17 protein-coding genes are annotated in these 22,072 nt (G+C 68.0%); 11 read left to right on the forward strand and 6 right to left on the reverse strand.

Going from position 1 to position 22,072, the window contains the following annotated elements; all coding sequences use genetic code 11:
* Positions 1–15: 15 nt before the first annotated feature.
* The 3 genes from rplI (at position 16) to NV348_RS15040 (ending at position 6,359) form a co-directional block, all read left to right on the forward strand.
* A complete protein-coding gene (rplI, locus tag NV348_RS15030; protein ID WP_447147509.1) occupies positions 16–468 on the forward strand; it encodes a 50S ribosomal protein L9 in 453 nt (150 codons plus the stop codon).
* A 589-nt stretch (positions 469–1,057) separates the two neighbouring features.
* A complete protein-coding gene (locus tag NV348_RS15035; RefSeq protein ID WP_447147510.1) occupies positions 1,058–4,150 on the forward strand; it encodes a replicative DNA helicase in 3,093 nt (1,030 codons plus the stop codon).
* A gap of 109 nt (positions 4,151–4,259) precedes the next feature.
* Positions 4,260–6,359, forward strand: coding sequence for a DUF885 domain-containing protein (locus tag NV348_RS15040; RefSeq protein WP_447147511.1), 2,100 nt, complete (start codon positions 4,260–4,262; stop codon positions 6,357–6,359).
* A gap of 13 nt (positions 6,360–6,372) precedes the next feature.
* Here NV348_RS15040 and NV348_RS15045 read toward each other — a convergent pair whose 3' ends face one another.
* Entirely contained in the window at positions 6,373–7,152 is a 780-nt protein-coding gene (locus NV348_RS15045; protein ID WP_447147512.1) for a class I SAM-dependent methyltransferase, read from the reverse strand.
* Positions 7,153–7,155: 3 nt separating this feature from the next.
* Positions 7,156–8,427, reverse strand: coding sequence for a serine hydrolase domain-containing protein (locus NV348_RS15050; protein WP_447147513.1), 1,272 nt, complete (start codon positions 8,425–8,427; stop codon positions 7,156–7,158).
* A gap of 280 nt (positions 8,428–8,707) precedes the next feature.
* On the opposite strand from NV348_RS15050, the gene NV348_RS15055 reads away from it, so the two are divergent.
* From NV348_RS15055 to NV348_RS15065, 3 genes are all read left to right on the forward strand, one after another.
* Positions 8,708–8,938 carry a hypothetical protein gene (locus NV348_RS15055; RefSeq protein WP_447147514.1) on the forward strand — a complete coding sequence of 77 codons (231 nt, stop codon included), beginning with the start codon at positions 8,708–8,710 and terminating at the stop codon, positions 8,936–8,938.
* A 25-nt stretch (positions 8,939–8,963) separates the two neighbouring features.
* Complete coding sequence (locus NV348_RS15060) at positions 8,964–9,959, forward strand: 1-aminocyclopropane-1-carboxylate deaminase/D-cysteine desulfhydrase (protein WP_447147515.1); 996 nt, start codon at positions 8,964–8,966, stop codon at positions 9,957–9,959.
* A gap of 185 nt (positions 9,960–10,144) precedes the next feature.
* Complete coding sequence (locus NV348_RS15065) at positions 10,145–11,827, forward strand: cutinase family protein (protein WP_447147516.1); 1,683 nt, start codon at positions 10,145–10,147, stop codon at positions 11,825–11,827.
* Positions 11,828–11,886: 59 nt separating this feature from the next.
* Here the strand turns inward: NV348_RS15065 and NV348_RS15070 are convergent, their stop codons facing one another.
* Both NV348_RS15070 and NV348_RS15075 read right to left on the reverse strand, forming a co-directional pair.
* Positions 11,887–12,780 (reverse strand): DMT family transporter, encoded by an 894-nt coding sequence (locus NV348_RS15070; protein WP_447147517.1) that lies wholly within the window; start codon positions 12,778–12,780, stop codon positions 11,887–11,889.
* Between the two features lie 121 nt (positions 12,781–12,901).
* Positions 12,902–13,186 (reverse strand): hypothetical protein, encoded by a 285-nt coding sequence (locus NV348_RS15075; RefSeq protein ID WP_447147518.1) that lies wholly within the window; start codon positions 13,184–13,186, stop codon positions 12,902–12,904.
* Between the two features lie 177 nt (positions 13,187–13,363).
* On the opposite strand from NV348_RS15075, the gene NV348_RS15080 reads away from it, so the two are divergent.
* The 4 genes from NV348_RS15080 (at position 13,364) to NV348_RS15095 (ending at position 17,407) form a co-directional block, all read left to right on the forward strand.
* Positions 13,364–13,753, forward strand: coding sequence for a MarR family winged helix-turn-helix transcriptional regulator (locus tag NV348_RS15080; RefSeq protein ID WP_447151047.1), 390 nt, complete (start codon positions 13,364–13,366; stop codon positions 13,751–13,753).
* A gap of 79 nt (positions 13,754–13,832) precedes the next feature.
* The gene (locus tag NV348_RS15085; RefSeq protein ID WP_447147519.1) at positions 13,833–14,654 is read left to right on the forward strand and encodes a hypothetical protein; all 822 of its coding nucleotides are present in this window, start codon (positions 13,833–13,835) and stop codon (positions 14,652–14,654) included.
* A gap of 232 nt (positions 14,655–14,886) precedes the next feature.
* Positions 14,887–16,245 (forward strand): WS/DGAT/MGAT family O-acyltransferase, encoded by a 1,359-nt coding sequence (locus NV348_RS15090; RefSeq protein ID WP_447147520.1) that lies wholly within the window; start codon positions 14,887–14,889, stop codon positions 16,243–16,245.
* A 43-nt stretch (positions 16,246–16,288) separates the two neighbouring features.
* Positions 16,289–17,407 carry an NAD(P)H-dependent flavin oxidoreductase gene (locus tag NV348_RS15095; protein WP_355275173.1) on the forward strand — a complete coding sequence of 373 codons (1,119 nt, stop codon included), beginning with the start codon at positions 16,289–16,291 and terminating at the stop codon, positions 17,405–17,407.
* A 176-nt stretch (positions 17,408–17,583) separates the two neighbouring features.
* Here the strand turns inward: NV348_RS15095 and NV348_RS15100 are convergent, their stop codons facing one another.
* Together NV348_RS15100 and NV348_RS15105 are read right to left on the reverse strand one after the other, a co-directional pair.
* Positions 17,584–18,351 carry a GntR family transcriptional regulator gene (locus NV348_RS15100; protein ID WP_447147521.1) on the reverse strand — a complete coding sequence of 256 codons (768 nt, stop codon included), beginning with the start codon at positions 18,349–18,351 and terminating at the stop codon, positions 17,584–17,586.
* A gap of 258 nt (positions 18,352–18,609) precedes the next feature.
* Complete coding sequence (locus tag NV348_RS15105) at positions 18,610–20,982, reverse strand: flippase-like domain-containing protein (RefSeq protein WP_447147522.1); 2,373 nt, start codon at positions 20,980–20,982, stop codon at positions 18,610–18,612.
* 160 nt (positions 20,983–21,142) lie between these two features.
* Between NV348_RS15105 and NV348_RS15110 the strand changes: the two genes are divergently transcribed.
* Complete coding sequence (locus tag NV348_RS15110) at positions 21,143–22,072, forward strand: NAD-dependent epimerase/dehydratase family protein (protein WP_447147523.1); 930 nt, start codon at positions 21,143–21,145, stop codon at positions 22,070–22,072.

A 22,072-nucleotide genomic window follows, 5' to 3' on the forward strand; every position in this document is an offset into this window, starting at 1 on the left:
AAGGGAGTCAGACAGATGAAGCTCATCCTCACCGCTGATGTCGACAACCTCGGTGCCCCGGGCGATCTCGTCGAGGTCAAGGACGGCTACGGCCGCAACTACCTGCTGCCCCGCGGTCTGGCCATCGTGGCCACCCGTGGCGCCCAGAAGCAGGTCGAGGGCATCCGCCGGGCGCAGGACGCCCGCAAGGTGCGCGACCTCGATCACGCCAACGAGCTGAAGCAGGCCATCGAGGGCCTGGAGTCGGTCTCGCTGGCCGTGAAGACCGCCGACAGCGGCAAGCTGTTCGGCTCGGTCACCACCGCCGATGTCGCCGCCGCCATCAAGGTTGCCGGTGGCCCCGTGGTGGACAAGCGCAGCATCGAGCTGCCGAAGTCGCACATCAAGGCGACCGGCAAGCACGGCATCGTGGTGCACCTGCACCCCGATGTGGCTGCCAAGTTCAACCTCGAGGTTGCCGCGAACTGAGTTCGCTGAGAACCACCCCCGTGTTCGACGCGGGGGTGGTTTCTCGTTGCCTTTTTACGGACAGTTTCGCGATAACTGACCGATAGCCGAAGATCACTCCCGCGCAGGTCACCGAAGGCGGCCGACGGTCGGCAATCCGCTGACCTCCCGTTATTCAGCCTGTGGATGGTGGCGGAAACCGACCGACGGATTTGTGACTCCAGCCATAGCCTGCACCATCGCTGTTTACCCAACACGCCCGGCCGTTCACCTTGACCGACACGCCGGAACTTCTTTCATCCACAGGTGGAGAGTTGGGTAAAACGGGGCCTAGCAGGGCGTTCCACCGCACTGACCAGGTTTTTCCCCACGTTTTCCACAGCAGCTGCACAACACTGGGTGAACTACCCCCAAGTTATCCACAGTTGTGTGCACATATGGGGTTGGCGGCACCCCGAAACGTCGCCTAGGTTCGTCGCATTGCCCTGCGCGCGACCCCGGGAATCACGCAGGCAACCGATTGCTGACATCCGTGTCGGTGCCCGGGAGTACAACGAGTTCATCGATGTGAAACCCCCGGTTCTGCGGGCAGAGAGGACGGTCGATTCTGGTGACCACCACCGGTGACCGCGCGCATACGGACTTCCCGCCCGAACCCCCCGGCGAGGACTTCGGCCGCCAGCCCCCGCACGACATGGCCGCGGAGCAGTCGGTGCTCGGCGGCATGCTGCTGAGCAAGGACGCCATCGCCGACGTGGTCGAAGTGCTGCGCCCCGGCGACTTCTACCGGCCCGCCCACCAGGCCGTCTACGACACCATCCTCGATCTGTACGGCCGCGGCGAACCCGCCGACCCCGTCACCGTCGCCGCAGGCCTCGACCGGCGCGGCGAGCTCAAGCGCATCGGCGGCCCGCCCTACCTGGTCACCCTGACCCAGACCGTGCCGACGGCCGCCAATGCCGGCTTCTACGCCGAGATCGTCGCCGAGAAGGCCATCCTGCGCCGCCTCGTCGAAGCGGGCACCCGCATCGTCCAGTTCGGTTACGCCGGCGCCGACGGTCAGGACGTCGCCGAGGTCGTCGACCGCGCCCAGGCCGAGATCTACGAGGTCACCGAACGCCGCACCACCGAGGACTTCACCCCGCTGGAAGAACTCCTCCAGCCCACCATGGACGAGATCGACTCCATCGCCTCCCGCGGCGGCATCTCCCTCGGCGTCCCCACCGGCTTCACCGAACTCGACGAACTCACCAACGGCCTCCACGCAGGCCAGATGATCATCGTCGCCGCCCGACCCGGTGTCGGTAAGGCGCTGGCGCTGGACACCCCGCTGCCGACGCCTCGCGGCTGGACCACGATGGGCGAGATCCAGGTCGGCGACGAGCTACTGGGACCCGACGGACGGGCGACGCGGGTGGTGGCGACCACCGAGGTCATGACCGACCGGCCCTGCTACGAGGTCGAATTCTCCGACGGCACGGTGCTCATCGCCGACGAAGAGCACCAGTGGACGACACTGGCGCCGACGCTCGCGCCGCATCCCGCAGTGCGCACCACCGGCGAAATCGCGCACAGCCTGCGCACCCCCCGCGATCACTTCGCGCACGCCGTGCCCCGCACCGCCCGTTCCGAAGCACGGCAGATCGTCGACGTGCGCAAGATCGATCCGCTGCCGGTCCGCTGCGTGGAGGTCGACAATGCCGACCACATGTACTTGGCAGGCCGCTCGCTGGTACCCACCCACAACTCGACGCTCGGCATGGACTTCATGCGAAGTTGCTCGATCAAGCACGGCATGGCGAGCGTGATCTTCTCGCTCGAGATGAGCCGGACCGAGATCGTCATGCGGCTGCTCTCGGCCGAGGCGAAGATCAAGCTGGGCGATATGCGCTCCGGCCGGATGAGTGACGACGACTGGACCAAGCTCGCCCGGCGGATGAGCGAGATCAGCGAGGCGCCGCTGTTCGTCGACGATTCACCGAACCTGACCATGATGGAGATTCGCGCGAAGGCACGGCGGCTCAAGCAGCGCCATGACCTGAAACTCGTTGTGGTGGACTACCTCCAGCTGATGAGCTCCGGCAAGAAGGTCGAATCCCGCCAGCAGGAAGTCTCGGAGTTCTCGCGGCACCTCAAGCTGCTCGCCAAGGAACTCGAGGTTCCGGTGATCGCGATCTCGCAGCTGAACCGTGGTCCGGAACAGCGAACCGACAAGCGGCCGATGGTGTCCGACCTTCGTGAGTCGGGTTGTATGCCCGCATCGACGCGGATCTTGCGTGCCGACAACGGTGCCGAGGTCACCTTGGGTGAACTCCTCGCGAGCGGGGAACAGCCACTGGTGTGGTCGCTCGACGAGCGGATGCGGATGGTTGCCCGCCCGATGGTGAAGGTGTTCCCGAGCGGACGCAAGGAAGTGTTCCGGCTGAAGCTCGCCTCCGGCCGCGAGGTGGAAGCCACCGGCAACCATCCGTTCCTGACGGTCGACGGCTGGATCGCTCTCGACAAGCTCACGGTTGGCGACCGCCTCGCCACGCCACGACTCGTCCCGGAACCCGCGCACACCACCCGAATGCCCGAGGCCGAGATCGTGATGCTCGCGCACATGATCGGCGACGGTTCCTGCGTGAAGCGCCAGCCGATCCGCTACGCCAGCGTCGACGAGGAGAACCTCGCCGCCGTCAGCACCGCCGCCGAGCACTTCGGTGTCAGCGCGGTCCGCGACGAGTACGCCGCAGCGCGCGTCACTACCCTGCGCCTGCCCGCGCCGTATCGCCTCACCCACGGCAAGCGCAACCCGATCGCCGCCTGGCTGGACTCGCTCGGCCTCTTCGGCCTGCGCAGCTACGAAAAATTCGTTCCCGAACCCATTTTCGCGCTGCCCAACGATCAGGTCGCACTGTTCTTGCGACACCTGTGGGCAACGGACGGGTCGGTGCGCTGGGATGCGAAGGTACATGTGGGCCGCGTGTACTACGCATCGACCAGCCGACGCCTGGCCGATGACGTCGCGCAGCTTCTGCTGCGTCTAGGGATCCACTCTCGAATTATTCGCACTCAGAAGTCCGGGTATCGCCCCTGCTGGCACGTGACGATCGATCGTGTTGAAAACCAGCTGCGATTCTTGAATGATGTCGGAGTCCATGGCGCTCGCGGGAATTCCGTGCGAGACCTGCTCGGCGAACTGGCGCACATTGCGCCACGGCCAGGCTCGGACACGGTTCCGAAGGAAGTATGGGCCAAGGTCAATGATCTGCTATTGGCCAATCAGATGACCCACCAAGAATTCGGCGCAGCGCTCGGTTCGAGGTTTTGCGCTTCTAAGTGGAAGCACGCTCCTGGCCGCGCGAAGCTGGCGCGTGTCGCGGCGGTCTTGGACGACGCCGACATAGACATGCTGGCAACCAACGACGTCTTCTGGGACAAGATCGTCGATATCACCAGCATCGGCGATCAGGATGTTTTCGACGGTACGGTACCTGGAACGCATAATTATTTGGCAAACGGCATAACTTCTCATAACAGTCTCGAGCAAGATGCCGATATGGTCATCCTGCTGCACCGCCCCGACGCCTTCGAACGCGACGACCCGCGCGGTGGCGAAGCCGACCTCATCGTCGGCAAGCACCGTAACGGCCCCACCGCCACCATCACCGTCGCCCACCAGCTCCACCTGAGCCGGTTCGTGGACATGGCCAGGGGCTAGAGCCCCCCCCCCGGACGCCTTGGTTAGCGTGCCCGGTATGAAATCCGCTCCGGGAGTGCATGAGATCTGTGATCGGTTCGTCGAGGAGTACGCGGCGGCCGATCCGGTCATGGCGACATTGTTCGGTATCGCCGGGTACGAGGATCGGCTGACCGACTATTCGCCTGCAGGGCATCGTCTGCGGGCGGAGATTGTCCGGAATGCGTTGGACAGCATGGTGGGGATCGAGCCCATCACCGACAGTGAACGGGTCGCCAAGGCGGTGTTCTGTGAACGGCTGGGGAGAGAACTCGAGGTGCACGATGCCGGGCTGCGGCTGGCTGCACTCAATGTGATCGCCAGTCCGGTACAGGACATCCGGATGGTATTCGATCTGATGGCTGCCGAGACGGCCACGGATTGGGTGGTGATCGCCGCGCGGCTCGGGCAGGTACCGGAAGCTCTTCTCGGGGTGCGGGCTTCGTTGCTTGCGGCGGCTGCGGACGGCCGGGTATCCGCTCGACGGCAGATCGACAAGACCGCCGAGCAGGCCGAAATGTGGGCGGGGCGCCGCGGTGACGTGGGCTTCTTCGCCGACCTGATCGCCGATGCCCGGGGTGTGGCGGATGCTCCGATAGACGAGCTGGAATGGGCCGCGCGCCAGGCTGACTCGGCCTATGGCGGGTTCGCCGAATTTCTGCGCGACGAACTGGCACCGCTTGCTCCCGTCACGGATGCGGTGGGCGAGCAGACCTACCGGCTGTGGTCCCGCTATTTCATCGGCGCCGAGTTCGATCCGCGGGAAGCCTATGACTGGGGTTGGCGCGAGTTTTCCAGGATCGAAGCCGAAATGCACGCTGTCGCCGCTCGTATCGCACCGGGGAAGACGCCGGCCGAGACGGCCGCGGTGCTCGACGCCGATCCGAAGTATCGGGTGCATGGGGCGGACGCGTTCGAGGCATGGTTGCAGCGGACTTCCGAGGTGGCGCTGAAGGCGTTGCGCGGCATGCACTTCGACATTCCCGATGAGGTCGCGCGGCTGGAGTGCAAGATCGCGCCGCCGGGCGGGGGTGTCGGCGCCTACTATCTCGGGCCGAGCGAGGACCTGCGGCGACCGGGACGCATGTGGTGGTCGCTGGCGGAGGGGAAAGAGGAGTTCACCACCTGGCGGGAGGTCAGCGTCGTCTATCACGAGGGGGTGCCGGGGCATCATCTGCAAGCGACCGCGGTTCTCACGGCGGACGAGCTGAACAGGTACCAGCGCATGATGGCGTTCGTCGACGGGCACAGTGAGGGGTGGGCGCTGTACGCCGAGCGGCTCATGTACGAACTCGGCTATCTGAGTGATGACGGTGACCTGTTCGGGATGCTCGCCGAGCAGCTGCTCCGTGCCGCACGGGTGATCGTGGATATCGGCATGCATCTGGAATTGCCGATTCCCGCCGGCACCGGATTCCACGAGGGCGAACGGTGGACACCGGACCTCGGCCTGGAGTTCCTGCTGACTCGCGCGCTGACCGAACCGGCCAGGGCGCGGTTCGAGATCGACCGATACCTGGGCTGGCCCGGTCAGGCGCCCGCGTACAAATTGGGTGAGCGCGGATGGCTCGCCACGCGGGACGAGGCGCGGGACCGCGCGGGAGAATCGTGGCTGGGAGTACCGGCGGATTCGAGGCCGGTCGCGGAGACGGAGATCGGAACAGGGGTGGGGATGAAGACGCTGTTCAGCCCGGTTGTGCCGGTGTATTGGGTCGTGTCGGCAGTGGCCGCGGCGCTGTATTTCTCGGGTGTGCTCCGGGTCGGGCTGCTGCTGGCGGGGTGGACCGGCGAGTCCGTCGCGGCGGTGTTCGGGTTTGTGGGTGGCATGTTGTTCGCGCTGATCACGTGGCCGCTGGTCCTCGCGATCGGGTGGCGGGCACGGCGGGCGTATCTGCGCAGGACGGCCGCCGCGATCACCGCGACGGTGATCGAGTCGGGTCACCGGGTGACACGCAGCAACAATAATCCGTTCGCCACTCATCGAGTGCATATCGAGGTGACGTTCACTCACCCGGAAACCGGGGCCGAGCATCGGATGCGAAAGCGATTCGCGTTGAACGAGTTCCGGCGGTCTACCGCGAAATCGATGGTGCGGCGATTTCCCGCGGGCGCCGAGATGCCGATGCTGGTGCGCGGGCGGGTGGCCGGATTCGATGTGCCGCAGCGGCCGCAGTGGGTCGATCTCTGGTGAGGTGGCTGGGCACCTACCCGTTCGGGCGACGCGATAGTTCGACCCGCATCTGCAGGAATCGGAACAGTCCCGGCCGGCCGACCACGGCTTCGTAGCGGTCGACCACCTCGTCCACGAAGACGGGGACGTCGCCGGCGGGTAGGCGAGCGGTCCAGTCGGCGAATCCGACTGTGCACCAGCGGGTGAAGGCCTCGCGGGAGCCGAAGTCCCATTCGCGGTCGGTCACCGATCGGGCGGTGAGGTCGAGGTCGGCGCTTGCGGCGAGCGCGGTCAGCTCGCCGGGGTCGATATGGAGGTAGGGGCGGGGGAAATCGGTGAAGGCCGCCGACCATCGTGGGTCGGTGGTGACCGCCGTCGCGATGTCCTCGACGCTCGGGCGAGGTCCGGCGCAGACGTACTGCGCGAGCAGCCGCCCGCCCGGTGCGAGGGCCGCGGCGATGCGCCGATAGGCGGTCTCCTGGTCGACCACCCAGTGCAGGGCGTTGAACGAGACGGCGAGGTCGAAGGCGCGGGTGAAGGTCATGGTCGTGACGTCGCCGACCTGGAAGTCGACATTCGTGAGCTGGTCGTCGGCCGTGCGGGCGACCTCGATCATCCGGGGCGACGGGTCCACGCCGAGCACGGAACCGGCGGGTACCCGCGCCGCGATCAGGCGCGTCACATAGCCGTCGCCACAACCCACATCGAGCACGCGCTCGGCACCGGCGACCACGACGGACGTCACCGCGTCCGTCGCCATCGCCCGCTGGAGCGCGCTGATGTGGGCGTAGCCCGCGCCGTCCCAGTCGGCCATCGGCTATGACCCGCCCTGCGGCGGAGCTTCGTTCTTGACCGGCGGGGCGTCCTCCGGCGCGAGGTACGCGCCGATCTTGCGGAACAGCGCGTCACCGCCGTTCGAGTAGCCGCCGGAGGAGCTGAACGCTTCGGGCAGGAAGGTGACGGCGACCGCGATCGCGATCTTCCGGGACGGCAGGTAGGCGTTGACGGCGGCACCGCCGTAGAACAGCGGGTTCTGGTAGGACCAGTCGCCGGTGAGCCACAGGCCGAGCCCATAGGTCTGGAAATCGTCGAGCGGGCGGCAGTTGACGCACCCGGGGACCGCTGTCGTCTTGCCGCGCAGGTCCGTGGTGGTCATCGCCCGATAGGACTCGTCGGAGAGCAGTTCCCCGCTGCCGATGGCGACGGCACTGCGTTCCAGGTCGTGGATGTCGCTCGTCTGGATCGCACCGTGGCTGATCGTCCACGACGGATTCCAGTAGGTCGATTCCTCGTAGAACGGGACGTCGGGCGCCAATTCGAAGTACTCGCGGCGTTCCGAGGTGAACGAGTGCAGGACCGGCTCGGGGATGTAGGGCGTGAGGTTGGGGACGGTGTTCTTCAGGTCGAGCGGGTCGAGGACCTTCTCCCGCAAGGCATCCGCGAGCGATTTGCCGGTGATCTTCTCGAGTGCCAACCCGAGGAGTACGTAATTGGTGTGTGCGTAAGCCCAATTCGTGCCGGGCTCGAACCACAGGGGGTCGTTGATCGCGAGCGCGAGTTGTTCCTCGGTGGTCCACGCCTTGTACGGATCCGCGTAGGCGATCTCCGCGAATTTCTCGTTCCCGAGCACGAAATCGTGATAGCCCGAGGTCATCTGGGCCAGCTGGCGCAGATTCACGCGGTCGGCATCGGGAATATCGGGCAGGTATTTCGAGAGTTTGTCGTCGAGGCTCAGCATTTTCTCGTCGGCCAAGATCAGCAGCAGGGTCGACACGTAGGAGATGGCGACGGCGCCGTTGCGGAAATGCATGTCGGTGGTGGCGGGCACGCCCGTCATGGACTCGCCTCTGGCCGCGGTGACGATCTCCTTGCCGTCGACCGTCACGCGCACGATCACCGACTTCAGGTGCGCTTCGGCCATGTAATCGTCGACGATCTTCATGATGGCGTCGGCTTTCGCCGGGTCGTCACTGGAGAACGTCGGGGAGGCGCTCGAAGTCGAATCTTTCGCAGTGTCGTTCGATGAACACGCCGCCGCCAGCAGACCCAGCGTGCAGACGAACACCAGAACGTTCCGAGAAACGGACATTGGTCACCTTCCTGGTTAGCTGGAAAATCCGGCTGTCCTGGTGTCCTCCGAAAGAGGGATCGCCCGAATAGCCAATTCTATGACCCGCGGGCCGAGTCGGCGGGAAACCGCGCGGTGCGATGTCAGCGGGGCATGGTGGCCGTCGACGATACGGCCCTGGCCGTCACCGATACCGGTGGCGACGGAATCCCGGTGCTCTACCTGAACGGGCACCGCGGCGCAGCAGGCCGAGAGCAATATCGAACTCGGCAAGCTGTCCCGCACGAACGAGCGGGGTCCGGTGCTGGACGCGATCACCGTGCCGGTGCGGTACGTGGTCGCCTCGGGCACGTCGTTCGGCAGCAAGCGCGACGAGCAGGAGAAGATCCGCGGTGGACTCGACGCGGCGACCAGCCGCAACCCGAATATCCGCATCGGCGCGAAGGTGCCGAGCAACCACGGCGCCATCCTGCGCAAGGACTTCCGGGCCATCGCCGACTCGGTGCGCGAGGTCGCCGGACTCGACCGGTGACGGGCGCGGTGATCTAGTCACGGGTATGACCGCACTTCTGCACGAACGGTTCGGCGAGCTCCGCGAGACCCTGCCGCACCTGCGGCTCGGCACCGGACCGACGCCGCTGCGCCCGCTGCCCGAACTCTGCGTCGGCCACGCCCGGTTGTGGCTCGCCGATGATGGCGAGTTCGGCGACGGCGGGTGGGGCGGGAACAAGGTCCGCAAGCTCGAGTGGCTGCTGCCCGATGCCCGCAGGCGGGGCCGGCGCACCATCCTCACCGTCGGCGGGCTCGGCACGAACTGGGGTCTGGCCACCGCGCTGTACGCCAGGGAGCACGGGCTCGCTACCGCGCTGGCGCTGGTCGATCAGCCGGTCGACGAGCATGTGCGGGCGCAGCTCGAGCGGCTCGAACACAGCGGGGCCACCTTGCATTTCACGCACACCAAGGCGCGCACGATCGCCGCGGTGCCGTACCTGCTGGCCAAGCATTCGTCGGGCGGCAAGCTGCCGTACCTGCTGCCTGCGGGTGGGTCGTCGACGGTCGGGGTGCTCGGCTATGTCGAGGCGGCGCTGGAACTCGCCGATCAGGTCGCGGCGGGGGTCGTGCCGGAACCGACGCACATCGTCACCGCGATCGGCTCGGGCGGGACCGCGGCCGGGTTGCTGCTCGGACTCGAACTGGCTGGGCTGTCGACGCGGGTGGTCGGGGTGGTCGTCAACGATCAGCTCCGGCTGGACGCGAAGACGCTGCTGCGGTCGGCGCGCCGCACCGAGACGCTGTTGCGCAGGCGCGGTGCGCGTTTGCCGGAGCTGACGCTGTCCGCCGACCGGTTGATCCTCGTCGAGGACCAGCTCGGCACCGGCTACGGTCACCCCACCCCGCAGGGCGAGCGGGCGAGTGCGCTGGCCGCCGCGGCCGGGTTGCGCCTCGAACCCGTCTACACCGCGAAGGCGATGGCCGCGACTCTCGCGCTCGATGCCGAGGGCGCGCTCGGGGACGGCGTCGTCGTGTTCCTCAATACCAACGGACCACGCTGAGGCGGCTATGTGAACGGCTCCTACCAGCGCGAAGTTCGGAAGCCGGGCCGGATGCCCCCGGAATCAGGGGCACGTGATTCCTGTTCGCGCCAGTAACGATCTCGTGGGGTGTGACGACAAAGGTCGTGACAAACGGCCCGTCGGGGGGCCTGCCCACCTGTAGGTCATTCGAACGGGATCACACCATGAAACTGCGCGAGTTCCTTGCGAAACATCGCATCGCTTCGGCTGTCGCCGCACCGGCGGCGCTGGGTGTCGCGGCCATTGTCGCCGCGTCGTTCGCGGTGACGTCGCAGCCCGAGTCCCCCACCTACGAGCTCACCACCTCGGTGACCGAGTGCCGCGAGATGGTGACCATCTCGGTGGCCGGTCGCAACGACACCCCGGTCGAGGGGACGACGGCGATGCTGCTGGACGCGAACGGCAACCCGCTGCCCGCGGCGCTGTCGGGCGATCACAGCAGTGTGTGGGTCGACCCGGTCGTGAACGCGCCGCGCGACGACCTCGCCGAGGGCCAGTACGCGGCGATCTACATCGCCTACCCCGCGGACATGCGGACCTATGAGGACGCGGTCAATCAGGGCGTGGCCAACACCCAGCAGGTGATGCGCGAGATCTCCGCCGCCTGCCCGGACACCAAGTTCTCCATCGTCGGCTACAGCGAGGGCGCCGATGTGGTGCGCCGCGTCGCCGAGGGCATCGGCAACGACAACCCCGCCGACGGCTACTCGGTCGTCGATCCCGACGACGTGCTCGGCGTCGTGATGTTCGCCGACGCCGGCCGTAAAGCGGGCGACGGCACCTTCATCGGCGCCGAGGACCCGTTCGCCAACCCGGACGGCTTCGACCAGCAGTACCAGAACGGCACCAAGCCGATCTCCGGCCAGGGTGTGACCACCGGCGGCGACTTCGGCGCGCTGAACGGCAAGATCGCCTCCTTCTGCTCCGAGGGCGACCTCACCTGCGCGGCGCCGGAGAACATCTCGCTGCTGCAGCTGGCCGCCAATGTCGGACGCCAGATCAACGTCGACGACCTGCAGCGCGACGGCCTGACCCCGGCCACCGGCCAGGACATGGCCTTCACCCTCGGCCGGATCGCGATGGCCGCCTTCTCCGACATCGCCGCCAACCCGAACTGGATGGCCAGCGACGAGACCTTCCTCGACGTGCTGCTGAAGGTGTCGGATCCGGACTACAAGCCGGGTGAGACCAAGGCGCCCGCCAAGGCCGACACCATCGCCGCCGAGCAGGTCTCGCCGCTGGCGTACCTGCCGCAGAAGGTGTTCAACGAGATCGTCGGGCTGATCGTGACGAACCAGAACACCATCCCGGTGGCGATGAGCGATCCGTACCAGCTGACGCTGGGCCCGAACGGCACCGGTCACCACTTCGACTACTGGCGTGACTCCGATGCCGCCAACGGCAAGCCGATGACCTCGGCCGAGTACGCCGCGGCGTGGCTGACCCACCTGGCCAAGCAGGCGCAGGCGGGCGAGACGGTGGACACCAAGTCGGCGCCCACCGATGCCGATGTGACCGCGGCGCTGGCCGCGCCGACCAAGCCGGCCACGACCACCACGGCGGCGGCGAGCACCACGAAGTCCGCGACGAGCAGCGCCAAGACGACGACCCCGTCCACCACGTCGCCGACCGGCACGACGACCGCGCCGTCCACCACGACACCGTCCACCACGACGCCGTCGACCACCGCGCCGTCGACCACGACGCAGGCCCAGGAACCGGTGACCAACCAGGCCGAAGCCCCCGCGCCGAAGACCACCACGTCGGCGCCCGCGCCGACCACGACGGTGGCACCGACCACGACCGTCGCGCCGACGAGCACCACGACCACGGCACCGACGAACTGATCCGAACCGAACGATCCCCGGTGGGCGGCGTCAGCCGTTGCCCACCAGGGATCTTCGTATCAGGAGGCGGATTCGGCGACCGGCGTGCGCACTTCGTCCGGTACGCGCGTAGTGCGCCGGGTGCCGATGATCGACCCGATGACGACCAGCGGGAACCCGATCGCCATGCCGATGGTGAGCGGCTCGCCCAGCGCGGCGACGCCGAGCACGATCGCGACGGCGGGGTTGATGTAGGTGATGACGGTGGCGCGGGCCGGTCCGACCTCGGCGATGAGCGCGAAGAAGACGAGAAACGCGGTGGCCGTGCAGATCACGGCCAGGCCGAGGATCGACCAGGCGGCGTCGGCGGGGATGTGGGCAGGCCAGGACGCGGCGGTGAACGGGCTGTACACGAGGGCGGCGAGCAGCAGCGACGCCGTGACGACGCCGAGCGCGGGCAGATCGGCCAGGGTGCGGTCGTAGATGATCGGGCCGATGGCGTAGCCGACCGTGGTCACCGCGACGGCGGTCAACGCCATCGGGTCGGTGAGGTCGAGATCGAGGCCGACCAGCGCGGCGACCCCGGCGAAGCCGATGAGCAGGCCGATCGTGCGGCGGCCGTCGAAGCGGTCGTGGCCGAGCAACGTGACGATGACGATCGCGATCAGCGGGACCGCCGCCACGAGCAGGCCGACAGTGGAGCTGTGCAGGGTCTGCTCGGCGTAGCCGAGCAGCACCCACGGGCCGACGATCTCGATCGCGGTGTAGGCCAGCAACATCCGCCAGCGGGCGAGGACACCGCGGAAAGCATTGGTGTACAGGGCGATCGGCAGCAGGAGCAGGCCGCCGATCGCCGTACGGCCGAAGGCGACGACCACCGGGTCGATGCTCTCGACCGCGATCCGGATCATCGCGTAGGGCACGCCCCAGATCACGCCGAGCGCCAGGAACAGCACCCATCCACGCTTACTCACCGATCACCACCGTTTCCGTTCCACGGCGAGATCCGCACTCGCCCGGGTCATCCTATGATTTGGAACGGCGGTCAGCCGAGTGGCCGGAGTGACATCTTTCGTCAATATCCGGCCACAACGGCTAGGCCGTGACGGGCTCCCGAACAGCGGGCGCTTCGACTCGGGTGCCGCGGGTGGCCGCGATCAGCACCACCAACCCGGTGGCGGCGAACCCGGCGCCGACCCACAGCGGTGAGACCCAGCCGAAGCCCGCGCTGATCGCCAGCCCCGACAGCCAGACGCCGAGGAAATTGCCGACGTTGAACGCGGCGATATTCGCCGAGGAGGCCAGCGTCGGCGCGTCGGCCGCGTGATCGAGCACGCGCATCTGCAGGCCGGGCGTCGCACCGAAACCGAAGAAGCCCATGGCGGGCAACAGCAGTAGCGCGGCGATCTTGTGTACATGAACGCGCCGAACATGCCGCCGAAGACGAGCACGGTCATCGCCAGCGAGTACCAGACCTGGCCATTGCGGAACACCGACAGCTCGGCGCGCAGGTTCGGCCGCGCGCTCGACGCGGGCGCGTCCGGGACCAGGGCGGCGATGCCCGCCAGCGCGACCAGTCCGACGACGGTGATCACCGCGAAGGTGGCCCGCCTGTCGGTCGTCGAATACACGGTGCTCGACGCACTGGCCCGCCAGGACGGCTGGCATATGCGCATCTCGCAGCTGGCCCGCGCGGCGGCGCTGTCGGCCAGCGCGACGACCCGGCTGGTGAACCGGCTGGAGGATCGCGGCTTCCTGGTCCGGGTGCTGTGCGCGGACGACCGGCGCGGCATCTACACCGAACTCACCGAAACCGGCAGGGCCGCCTACGAAAAGGCGCGCCCGACGCACGATCGGGTACTGGAACAAGCGCTTTCGGACGCCGAGCAGATCCCCGAACTGGCGCCGCTCGTCGGCTTCCTGCACCGCGTTCCCGCGCCCCGCTGACCACGACACTCCGTACGACATCGGCAGGCAACGCGCCGATCATGATGACTGTGCGGTGCCTCGGTGCAATGATCGGCTGGTGACTCAGTGGCTCCCACTCCTCGGTTCGCTCGTCGTCGCCGCCGCAGTTCTGGTCGGTGTCATCGCCAACAACCGCACCCACCGCGATGGCATCGCGGCGGCCGACGAGCGCGGCAGGCAGGCGCTCGACGCCGCGCAGCGCAATGTCGAGCTGTCGAACATGGTGGGTGACCAGCGCGATCACGAGGCGTGGCGCCGGGAAGCGGTGCTGGCGGCGGTCGCCTCCATCCTCGAGACCTCGGCCTCGGTGCGTGCCGATCTGACCAGCTGCGGGGAGTGGGACCTCGTCACCGCGGAGGAGATCGACAGTGTCGGCGCCCAGATCCACAAGGTGATCTGGGATCGCCCGAACGGCATGCTGACCCGGCTGCGGGTCGTGGCGCACCGCCGCATCCCGAACAAATGCGAAGACCTGCTGCGCACACTCACCGCCGCCCAGCACATCACCATGCAGCGGCTGAAGCTGCACATCGATGTGGAGGCCACGGTCGAGGAGCTCGAGGAAATGGCCTCGCTGTGGCAGAAGGCCATGCGGCACGCGGCCGAGCAGGAGCGGGCGCTGGTGGAGACGACCCGCATCGAACTCGGCATCGACATCGCCACCACGAAAGGCCCTGCCGTCGCGCCGGTTCCGGCGCCCGAGCCGCCGGTGGTCGAGCCCGTCGCCGAGCCGGCCGAGCCGGTCGCCGAAACTCCCGCCGAGGAAGCGGCTTTCGAGCAGGCGGCCGAGGAACACACCGCCGTGCTGCGCCTCGCCGATGTCGCCGAGGTCGCCGAGGACGTGGTCGAGGCCCGAAAGGCCGAGCCCGCACAGGTCTGACCCGAACACACCAACGGCGCTTCGCGCCTGATCCGCTCGAGCGTCCAGCCGGGTTCGCGGATCGAATATCCGGCGTGGGACGAGCACCGCGGTGTGCGCGTTCACCTCACGCGAGTGGGGTGGGCCGGGTAACTTGGAAAGCGGCAGGTGATCCGTCACCGTGCCGACCCGACAGCGTGGTCGATCGTCTACAGACTTGCACCGAACCACTCTCGTCAGGGGGCGATCTGTCATGGAGTTCATCGCGCCGTTGGATGCGCTGTTCCTGCTCGCGGAATCCCGTGAGCACCCGATGCATGTGGGCTCACTGCAATTGTTCGAGCCGCCCGAGGACGCGGGGCCCGATTATCTGCGCGAGTTCCGCGATATCTTGCTCGCCGACAAGACCTTTCGGCCGACCTTCCGCAAGCGCCCCGCCACCTGGCTGGGCGCACCGCAGCTGGCCTGGACCCAGGACGACGACGTCGATCTGGACTTCCACCTGCAACGCAGCGCGCTCCCGGCGCCGGGGCGGATCGGGCAACTGCTCGACCACGCCTCGACCCTGCACAGCGCCCTGCTCGACCGGCACCGCCCGATGTGGGAGATGCATTTCGTCGAGGGCCTGGCCGACGGCCGGTTCGCGCTCTACTCGAAGATGCACCACTCGCTGATCGACGGCGTCTCCGCGCAGCGATTGCTGCGGCGCACACTCACCACCGACCCGTTCGCGGCCGAGATCATGACGCCGTGGAACCTCCCGCGCAAGCAGCGCCCGGACGCGCCACGCGAGCAGCGCTCCCGGCTGGGCGGACTGCTCGGCGGCCTCGGCTCGGCGGGTTCCTCGACCGCCGCACTGCTGAAGGCGACCCGCACCGGCCTGCTCCAGCAGCAGCTGACGCTGCCGTTCGAGGCGCCGCGCACGCTGTTCAACGTGCCGATCGGCGGCGCCCGTAAATGCGCGGTGCGCACCTGGTCGATGGACCGGGTCAAGCAGGTGAAGAAGGCGACCGGCACCACCGTCAACGATGTGGTGCTGGCGATGTCGGCGGGCGCGCTGCGGGCGTACCTGCTCGAGCGTGACGCGCTGCCGGACAAGCCGATGATCGCGATGGTGCCGATGTCGCTGCGCGACGAGGACGACACCGATACCCAGGGCGTGAAGATCGCGGCGCTGCTGTGCAATCTGGGCACCGACATCGCCGACCCGCTGGAGCGGCTGCGGGTGGTGAGCGAGTCGACGCGGCGCAACAAGGAGGTCTATCGCGCGCTGACGCCCGCCCAGACGCTCGCCGTCGCCGGGGTGATGCTGAGCCCGATGGCGGCGATGCTGCTGCCCGGTTTCGCCTCGATGGCGACGCCGCCGTTCAATATCGTCATCTCGAATGTGCCGGGCGCGCGCGAGCCGCTGTATTGGAACGGCTCGCGGCTGGACGCGAGTTACCCGCTGTCCATCCCACTGGACGGCCAGGCCGTGAACATCACCCTCACCTCGAATGGCGACAACCTCGATTTCGGTTTGGTCGGCTGCCGCCGCACCCTGCCCGACCTGCATCGACTGCTCGATCACCTGGAGGACGCGCTGACCGCGATGGAGGACGCGGCCGCCTGAAATTGACCCTTATCGGAGAAAATAGAACGTGTTACAGTTCGGTATGCGTACCGAATTCTGCGAACAACTCGGCATCGAGTTCCCCATCTTCGCCTTCACGCACTGCCGCGATGTCGTGGCAGCGGTGAGCAACGCGGGCGGACTCGGCGTGCTCGGCGCCGTCGGCTTCACCGCCGAACAGCTCGAAGTGGAGCTGGCCTGGCTCGACGAGCACGTCAACGGCATCTACGGTGTCGACCTGGTGATCCCGTCGAAGTACGAGGGCAAGGGCGTCGAAGGCCTGACCCCCGAGCAGCTGGAGAAGCAGCTGGCGCAGATGGTTCCGCAGGGCCATCGCGACTTCGCCCAGAAGATCCTGGCCGACCACGGCGTGCCCGCGCTGCCCGACGGTGAGCACCACAACGAGCTGCTCGGCTGGACCGCGACCACCGCGGGCCCGCAGGTCGACGTGATCCTGAACCACCCGAAGGCGAAGCTGGTCGCGAACGCGCTCGGCACCCCGCCCGAGGACGTCGTCAAGCGCATCCAGGACTCCGGCCGGGTGATCGGCGCGCTCTGCGGTTCGGTCAAGCACGCGATGAACCACAAGGCGGCCGGGCTGGACTTCGTGGTCTGCCAGGGCACCGAGGGCGGCGGGCACTGCGGCGAGGTGTCCTCGCTGGTGCTGTGGCCGCAGGTCATCGAGGCCATCGGCGATACGCCGGTGCTGGCCGCCGGTGGCATCGGCAACGGCGCGCAGGTCGCGGCGGCGCTGGCGATGGGCGCGGCCGGCGCATGGACCGGCTCGCTGTGGCTGACCGTCGAGGAGGCCAATGTGCCGCCGGCGCAGATGGACACCTACCTCGAGGCCACCAGCCACGACACCATCCGTTCGCGCTCCTGGACCGGCAAGCCCTGCCGCATGCTGCGCAACGACTGGACCGACGCGTGGGAGGACACCGAGAACCCCGACCCGCTGCCGATGCCGCTGCAGATGATGGTGGCCCTCGACGGCGTGAAGCGCGGCCACCGCTACCCCGAGGCGGCCAAGGACGTGAACTTCAACCCGGTCGGCCAGGTCGTCGGCATGATGAACAAGGTCGAGCGCAGCGCCGACGTGGTCAACCGATTGGTCGAGGAGTACGTCACCGCCTACGACCGGCTGACGAAGCTCAACGGCTGAAACACCGGGGCCGGGTAACCTCAGCTACCGGCTACCCGGCCCCACCAACCCGACCCCGCACGCCCCGAACGTCGGCCCGATCATCGATTCGATGCTGCCGCAGGGTCATCACCTGCCGTGGCAGCACCAGCCGGAGGGCGCCAAGCCTTCCGACCCAGACAGCTGAGGCAGATCGGTCAGGCGGTGGCGGCCGTGGATTCGACCGGGGTCGCGCCGACGAGTTCGTCGAAGCGGGCGATGACTTTCTCGTGGTAGAGCGCGAACAGGTCCTCGAACAGGGCGAGCTGCGCCTCGGTCGGGTCCGAATCGGCGTCCCACACCGCGAGCAGCGCGCGCCAGACGAGCACGTGCAGATCGGCGGCAACGGCGAAGTAGGCGGCGACCGCCTCGGGCACCTCGGCGACCATGTCGGCGACCGAATTGAGCACGGCGCGTTGCATGCTCATCCCGAGTACGCCGAGCAGCTTGCGCACCAGCGCTATCTCGGCGGTGATGATCCGGACGTGATCGGGCACGCTCTGGCGGGCCATCGACTCGAGCTCGTCGACGGCGGCGGCGAGCTCGGCCGCATCGAGCACCTTCTCGGCGGCGGTGTAGCCGAGCAACGCCTCGAGCACGATGCCGCGCTCCACCTCGACGATGTCGGTGAACATCTCCGCGGCGACGTCGGGCGCGGTGACGGAGAACCGGAACAGATGCCGATAGACATCCATGCCGCCCTCTTCCCTGACGTCACGGATGGTGAAGCCCTTGCCGCGGCGGGCCTCGACGAAGCCGTAGGACTCGAGCCTGCCGAGGGTGAGTTGCGCGGTGGCCCGGTTCATCCCGAACTCGTCGGCGACCTGGCGGACCGACGGCATCAGTTCGCCGGGCCGGTATTCGCCGGTCGCGACCCGGCGCGCCAATTCGTCGGCGACGTCGGCGACCACCGTCCGGGATCCCATCGAAACAACACCTCTCGGTCATCATCCGGCTACGTCCCAGACAGTTTATGCGCTCGAACCGCGCCCCGCACGCACCCGCGACAGCTGTGGGGTGGTTCACGTCATGCGGCCGATCGCCGAGTGGAACCGACCGTCCGGCCTGCCCGGCAAGCCACGGGCAACACCAGGAATGCAGGGTATCGGACGGGCCGACCGGGGAGAACGCGACGGACGAGGCGCGCGTGTGGATCAGACAGCATCGCGCGCCGGCTGATCGCCTCAGATCATCTGCTTCTCGCCCATCCAGCGCATGATCGGCCAGCCGAGGGCGACGGGAATCCAGCAGGTCAACACGCGATAGAGCAGGACGGCGGGCACCGCGATCTCGGCGGGAACGCCGAAGGCGGCCAGACCACCGATCAACGCCGCCTCGACCGCGCCGACGCCACCCGGTGTCGGCGCGGCCGCGGCCAGCGTGCCGCCGATCATGGTGACGATGGTGACCGCGACGAAATCGGTACCGCCACCGAAGGCTTCGACGCTGACCCACAGCGCCAGCGCCTGGCCGAGGGTGATCACGCCGCAGCCGCCGACGATCATCGAGAACCGGATGGGGTCGCGGGCCAGGTCGGCGAGCTCGCCGAGGACTTCCTTGAGTTGCGGGCGCACCGAATGATTCACCCAGCGGCGTAGTTTCGGCACGAACATGAACGCGCCGATCAGGCCGACACCGACGCCCGCGGCCAGATACAGCACGGTCGCGTCGGGCACGATGTGCGCGAGATTGGTGGAAGTACCCGCCACCACGCTGAACACGATGAGCAGTACCAGGTGCGTGATCACCTGTACCGATTGCTGGAGCGCCACCGCCGCGGTCGCGCGCATGGTCGTCATCCCGGCCTGTTGCAGGAAGCGCACGCTCAGCGCCAACCCGCCGACGCCGGCGGGCGTGGTGGTCGCGACGAAGGTATTCGCGAGCTGTTCCAGGAAGAGATCGCGAAATCGGACGATCCAGTCCGCGCAGGCGCCGAGTGCGACAGCCGCGCCGACATAGGTGACCGCCGAGATCACCAGGCCGAGCAGCGCCCACCACCAGTTCAGCGTGCGCAGCTGACTGAAGAAGGTCGGCACCTGGCTGAAGAACGGATACGCCACGTAGACCAGGCCGACCAGCAGCACCAGCTGGATGAGCTGGTTGCGGGTGAAGCGGGTGAGCTGTTCGGGATGGATGCGGTCGTGACCGGTCTGCTCGCGGATCTCCTCGCGCGCGGTCGCCATCACCTTGGTCCACTGCGGCACCGACTTGCGGATCCCGGTCGGCATGGCCGATTTCGTGAGCCGCCGGGCCGCGGTGACCACCGCGCTCTCGCCGAGCACCTCGATCGCGGCCGACACCGCCTCGTGTTTGCCGTAGAGCGAGGTCGTCGAGACCAGCAGCTGGGCGATGTCGCTCTGGCGCTGCGCGTCGGCCGCGCCGAACTCGGCCGAGGTGAAGCCGCCGAAGAGGGTGTCGCCCTGGTGGACTCGCACATTGTCGGGTTGTAGATCGCCGAGGCTGATCTGGTTCTCGTGCAGGCGCAGCAGCGAACGCCACACCCCGGGCAGCACCTGCGCGGACAGCTTCCGGATCGGGGTGCCGTGGGGGACGGTGCGCGCGTACAGCATCCAGCCACGGTCCAGGCCGGCGACGGCGACCTGGTGGGAGTCGGCCATACCCACGTCACCGATGGCGATGCCGAGCAGCGCCCGATGTTCCACCGCCCGGTGCATCGAGCCGTGCAGCGGCGCGGTCTCGCTGGAGCGGAAGGTGATCCAGCGCCACACCTGCCTGATCGCGCCGAAGCTGCGCTGATCGCGGCCGTACATCTCGACGACGATCTCGGACTCGGGCCCGTCGACGGCGGTCGCCAGCAGCAGTGGACCGCGCCCGGCGGGCCGGTCGACCCGGAAGGCTCGCACGGTATAGCCGCGCCGGGCCAGGACCCGCACCGCCGCTTCCAGCGGCACCTCCAGCGCCGGCGTGCCGACCAGCCAGACGATCACCGCGCCGACCAGCCAGCCGACCACCAGCCCGAACATGGCCCGCGCGGGCACCACCGAGCTGACGACCAGGTGGATGGGCGCGAACATCAACAGCAGGAACCACATCCACCGCCGCGGTCGCGACGGCAGCCACGGACTGGACACGGTGAGCATGGCCGCGAGCATCGCGATCCAGCGCGGATCGTCGAGGAACTGGGAGAGGAAGGTGTCGAAGCGATCCGGCACCGGCAGATGCCAGTTCGGCGTGGAGATGCCGGCGCCGGTGACCGAGAGCGCCAGGACCGCGAGCAGCCCGGCCGCGGCATAGCCCGCCAGCAGCTTCCACTGCCTGCGCAACACCAGTTCGATCAGGATCGCGAACGGCAGCGCAAGGATGAGCATGCCGTAGACCAGGTACACCAGGGTCGACTGATCCGGGCTGAGGAAGTCGACGATCTTGGCGACCGACCGTTCCAGCGCCAGCCATTCCGGCCTGGTGATCAGCGAGCCCGCGACCACCACACCGACCCCGACCGCCGCCAGGACGACCCGGATGATGTCGCTGGTACGCCGGATCAGCGGCTGCAGGAGACTTCCCGTGACCGGGATCTCCCGACCGTCGACTCGCATGAGCCGCACGATACACACCGACACGCCGTCGACCCGCCGTGACATAAGCCGAATTCGCGGTCACCGTACCGCGGGTGAAGCCCGTCACAGACCGTCACATCGCGGCAGCCCGATACGTCCAGGAAGCAGGGAAACACTCACTCCGCCGGAAGGAACTCCCATGCAAGTTCTGCTCGCAGGCGCCACGGGCGCCATCGGCCGCCCGCTGATCCGCGCGCTGACGGCGAATGGGCACCGCGTGTCGGCCATCGTGCGCAAGCCCGACGCCCACCCGCTGGTGCGCGAGCTCGGCGCCGAGCCGGTCACCGCCGATGTGCTCGATCGCGATGGGCTGCTGCGCGCGCTCGACGGCACCGCGTTCGACGCCGTCGTCCACGAGGCGACCGCATTGCGCGATGCCAAGGTGCAGCGCCGGATTCCGGCCGACGACCCGACCGGCCTGCTGCGCACCATCGGCACGGCCAATCTGCTCGCGGCGGCCGACCTGGTCGGCGCCGGTCGCTTCGTCACCCAGTCGCTGATCCTCGGCTACGGCTATCTCGATCACGGTGACCGGCCGCTGACCGAGCGCGATCCGTTCGGGGTGTACACCGGCGGTGTCGCCGACGAGGTGGTGCGCGCGACCGTCGCCGGGGAGCAGCAGGTGTTCGAGGCGCCGGGCGTCGACGGCATCGCGTTGCGGTACGGGCTGTTCTATGGGCCGGGCGCGTTCAGCGACCTGTTCGCCGACATGATGCGCAAGCACAACCCGGTCGGGCCGCTCGGATCCGGCGGCGTCAACAGCTGGATTCATGTCGCGGACGCCGCCGCCGCGACCGTCGCCGCGCTCGACCGCGGTACTCCGGGCCGGGCCTACAACCTGGCCGACGACACCCCGATCTGCTGGCGCGAATTCTTCGCCGAGGTGGCCCGCAGCCACGGCACGCCGCGGCCGATCCGGCTGCCGGCGTGGCTGATCCGGCTGGCCGTGCCCTATATCGGGGCGCTGATGGCGGACACGTCGATGCGGATCTCGAGCGCGCTGGCGCACGAGGAGCTGGGCTGGCGGCCGCGCTACGCGAGCGTGGCGGAGGGACTCGCGGCGCGCTGA

Source organism: Nocardia fodinahabitans (genome assembly GCF_052983615.1).

Excerpts from the sequence above, each read along its gene's own strand:
- rplI (WP_447147509.1), top strand. The coding sequence starts at position 16 with ATGAAGCTCATCCTCACCGCTGATGTCGACAACCTCGGTGCCCCGGGC.
- NV348_RS15040 (WP_447147511.1), top strand. The coding sequence starts at position 4,260 with ATGGCGACATTGTTCGGTATCGCCGGGTACGAGGATCGGCTGACCGAC.
- NV348_RS15045 (WP_447147512.1), bottom strand. The coding sequence starts at position 7,152 with ATGGCCGACTGGGACGGCGCGGGCTACGCCCACATCAGCGCGCTCCAG.
- NV348_RS15050 (WP_447147513.1), bottom strand. The coding sequence starts at position 8,427 with ATGTCCGTTTCTCGGAACGTTCTGGTGTTCGTCTGCACGCTGGGTCTG.
- NV348_RS15060 (WP_447147515.1), top strand. The coding sequence starts at position 8,964 with ATGACCGCACTTCTGCACGAACGGTTCGGCGAGCTCCGCGAGACCCTG.
- NV348_RS15065 (WP_447147516.1), top strand. The coding sequence starts at position 10,145 with ATGAAACTGCGCGAGTTCCTTGCGAAACATCGCATCGCTTCGGCTGTC.
- NV348_RS15075 (WP_447147518.1), bottom strand. The coding sequence starts at position 13,186 with ATGGGCTTCTTCGGTTTCGGTGCGACGCCCGGCCTGCAGATGCGCGTG.
- NV348_RS15080 (WP_447151047.1), top strand. The coding sequence starts at position 13,364 with ATGCCCGCCAGCGCGACCAGTCCGACGACGGTGATCACCGCGAAGGTG.
- NV348_RS15090 (WP_447147520.1), top strand. The coding sequence starts at position 14,887 with ATGGAGTTCATCGCGCCGTTGGATGCGCTGTTCCTGCTCGCGGAATCC.
- NV348_RS15095 (WP_355275173.1), top strand. The coding sequence starts at position 16,289 with ATGCGTACCGAATTCTGCGAACAACTCGGCATCGAGTTCCCCATCTTC.
- NV348_RS15100 (WP_447147521.1), bottom strand. The coding sequence starts at position 18,351 with ATGGGATCCCGGACGGTGGTCGCCGACGTCGCCGACGAATTGGCGCGC.
- NV348_RS15105 (WP_447147522.1), bottom strand. The coding sequence starts at position 20,982 with ATGCGAGTCGACGGTCGGGAGATCCCGGTCACGGGAAGTCTCCTGCAG.
- NV348_RS15110 (WP_447147523.1), top strand. The coding sequence starts at position 21,143 with ATGCAAGTTCTGCTCGCAGGCGCCACGGGCGCCATCGGCCGCCCGCTG.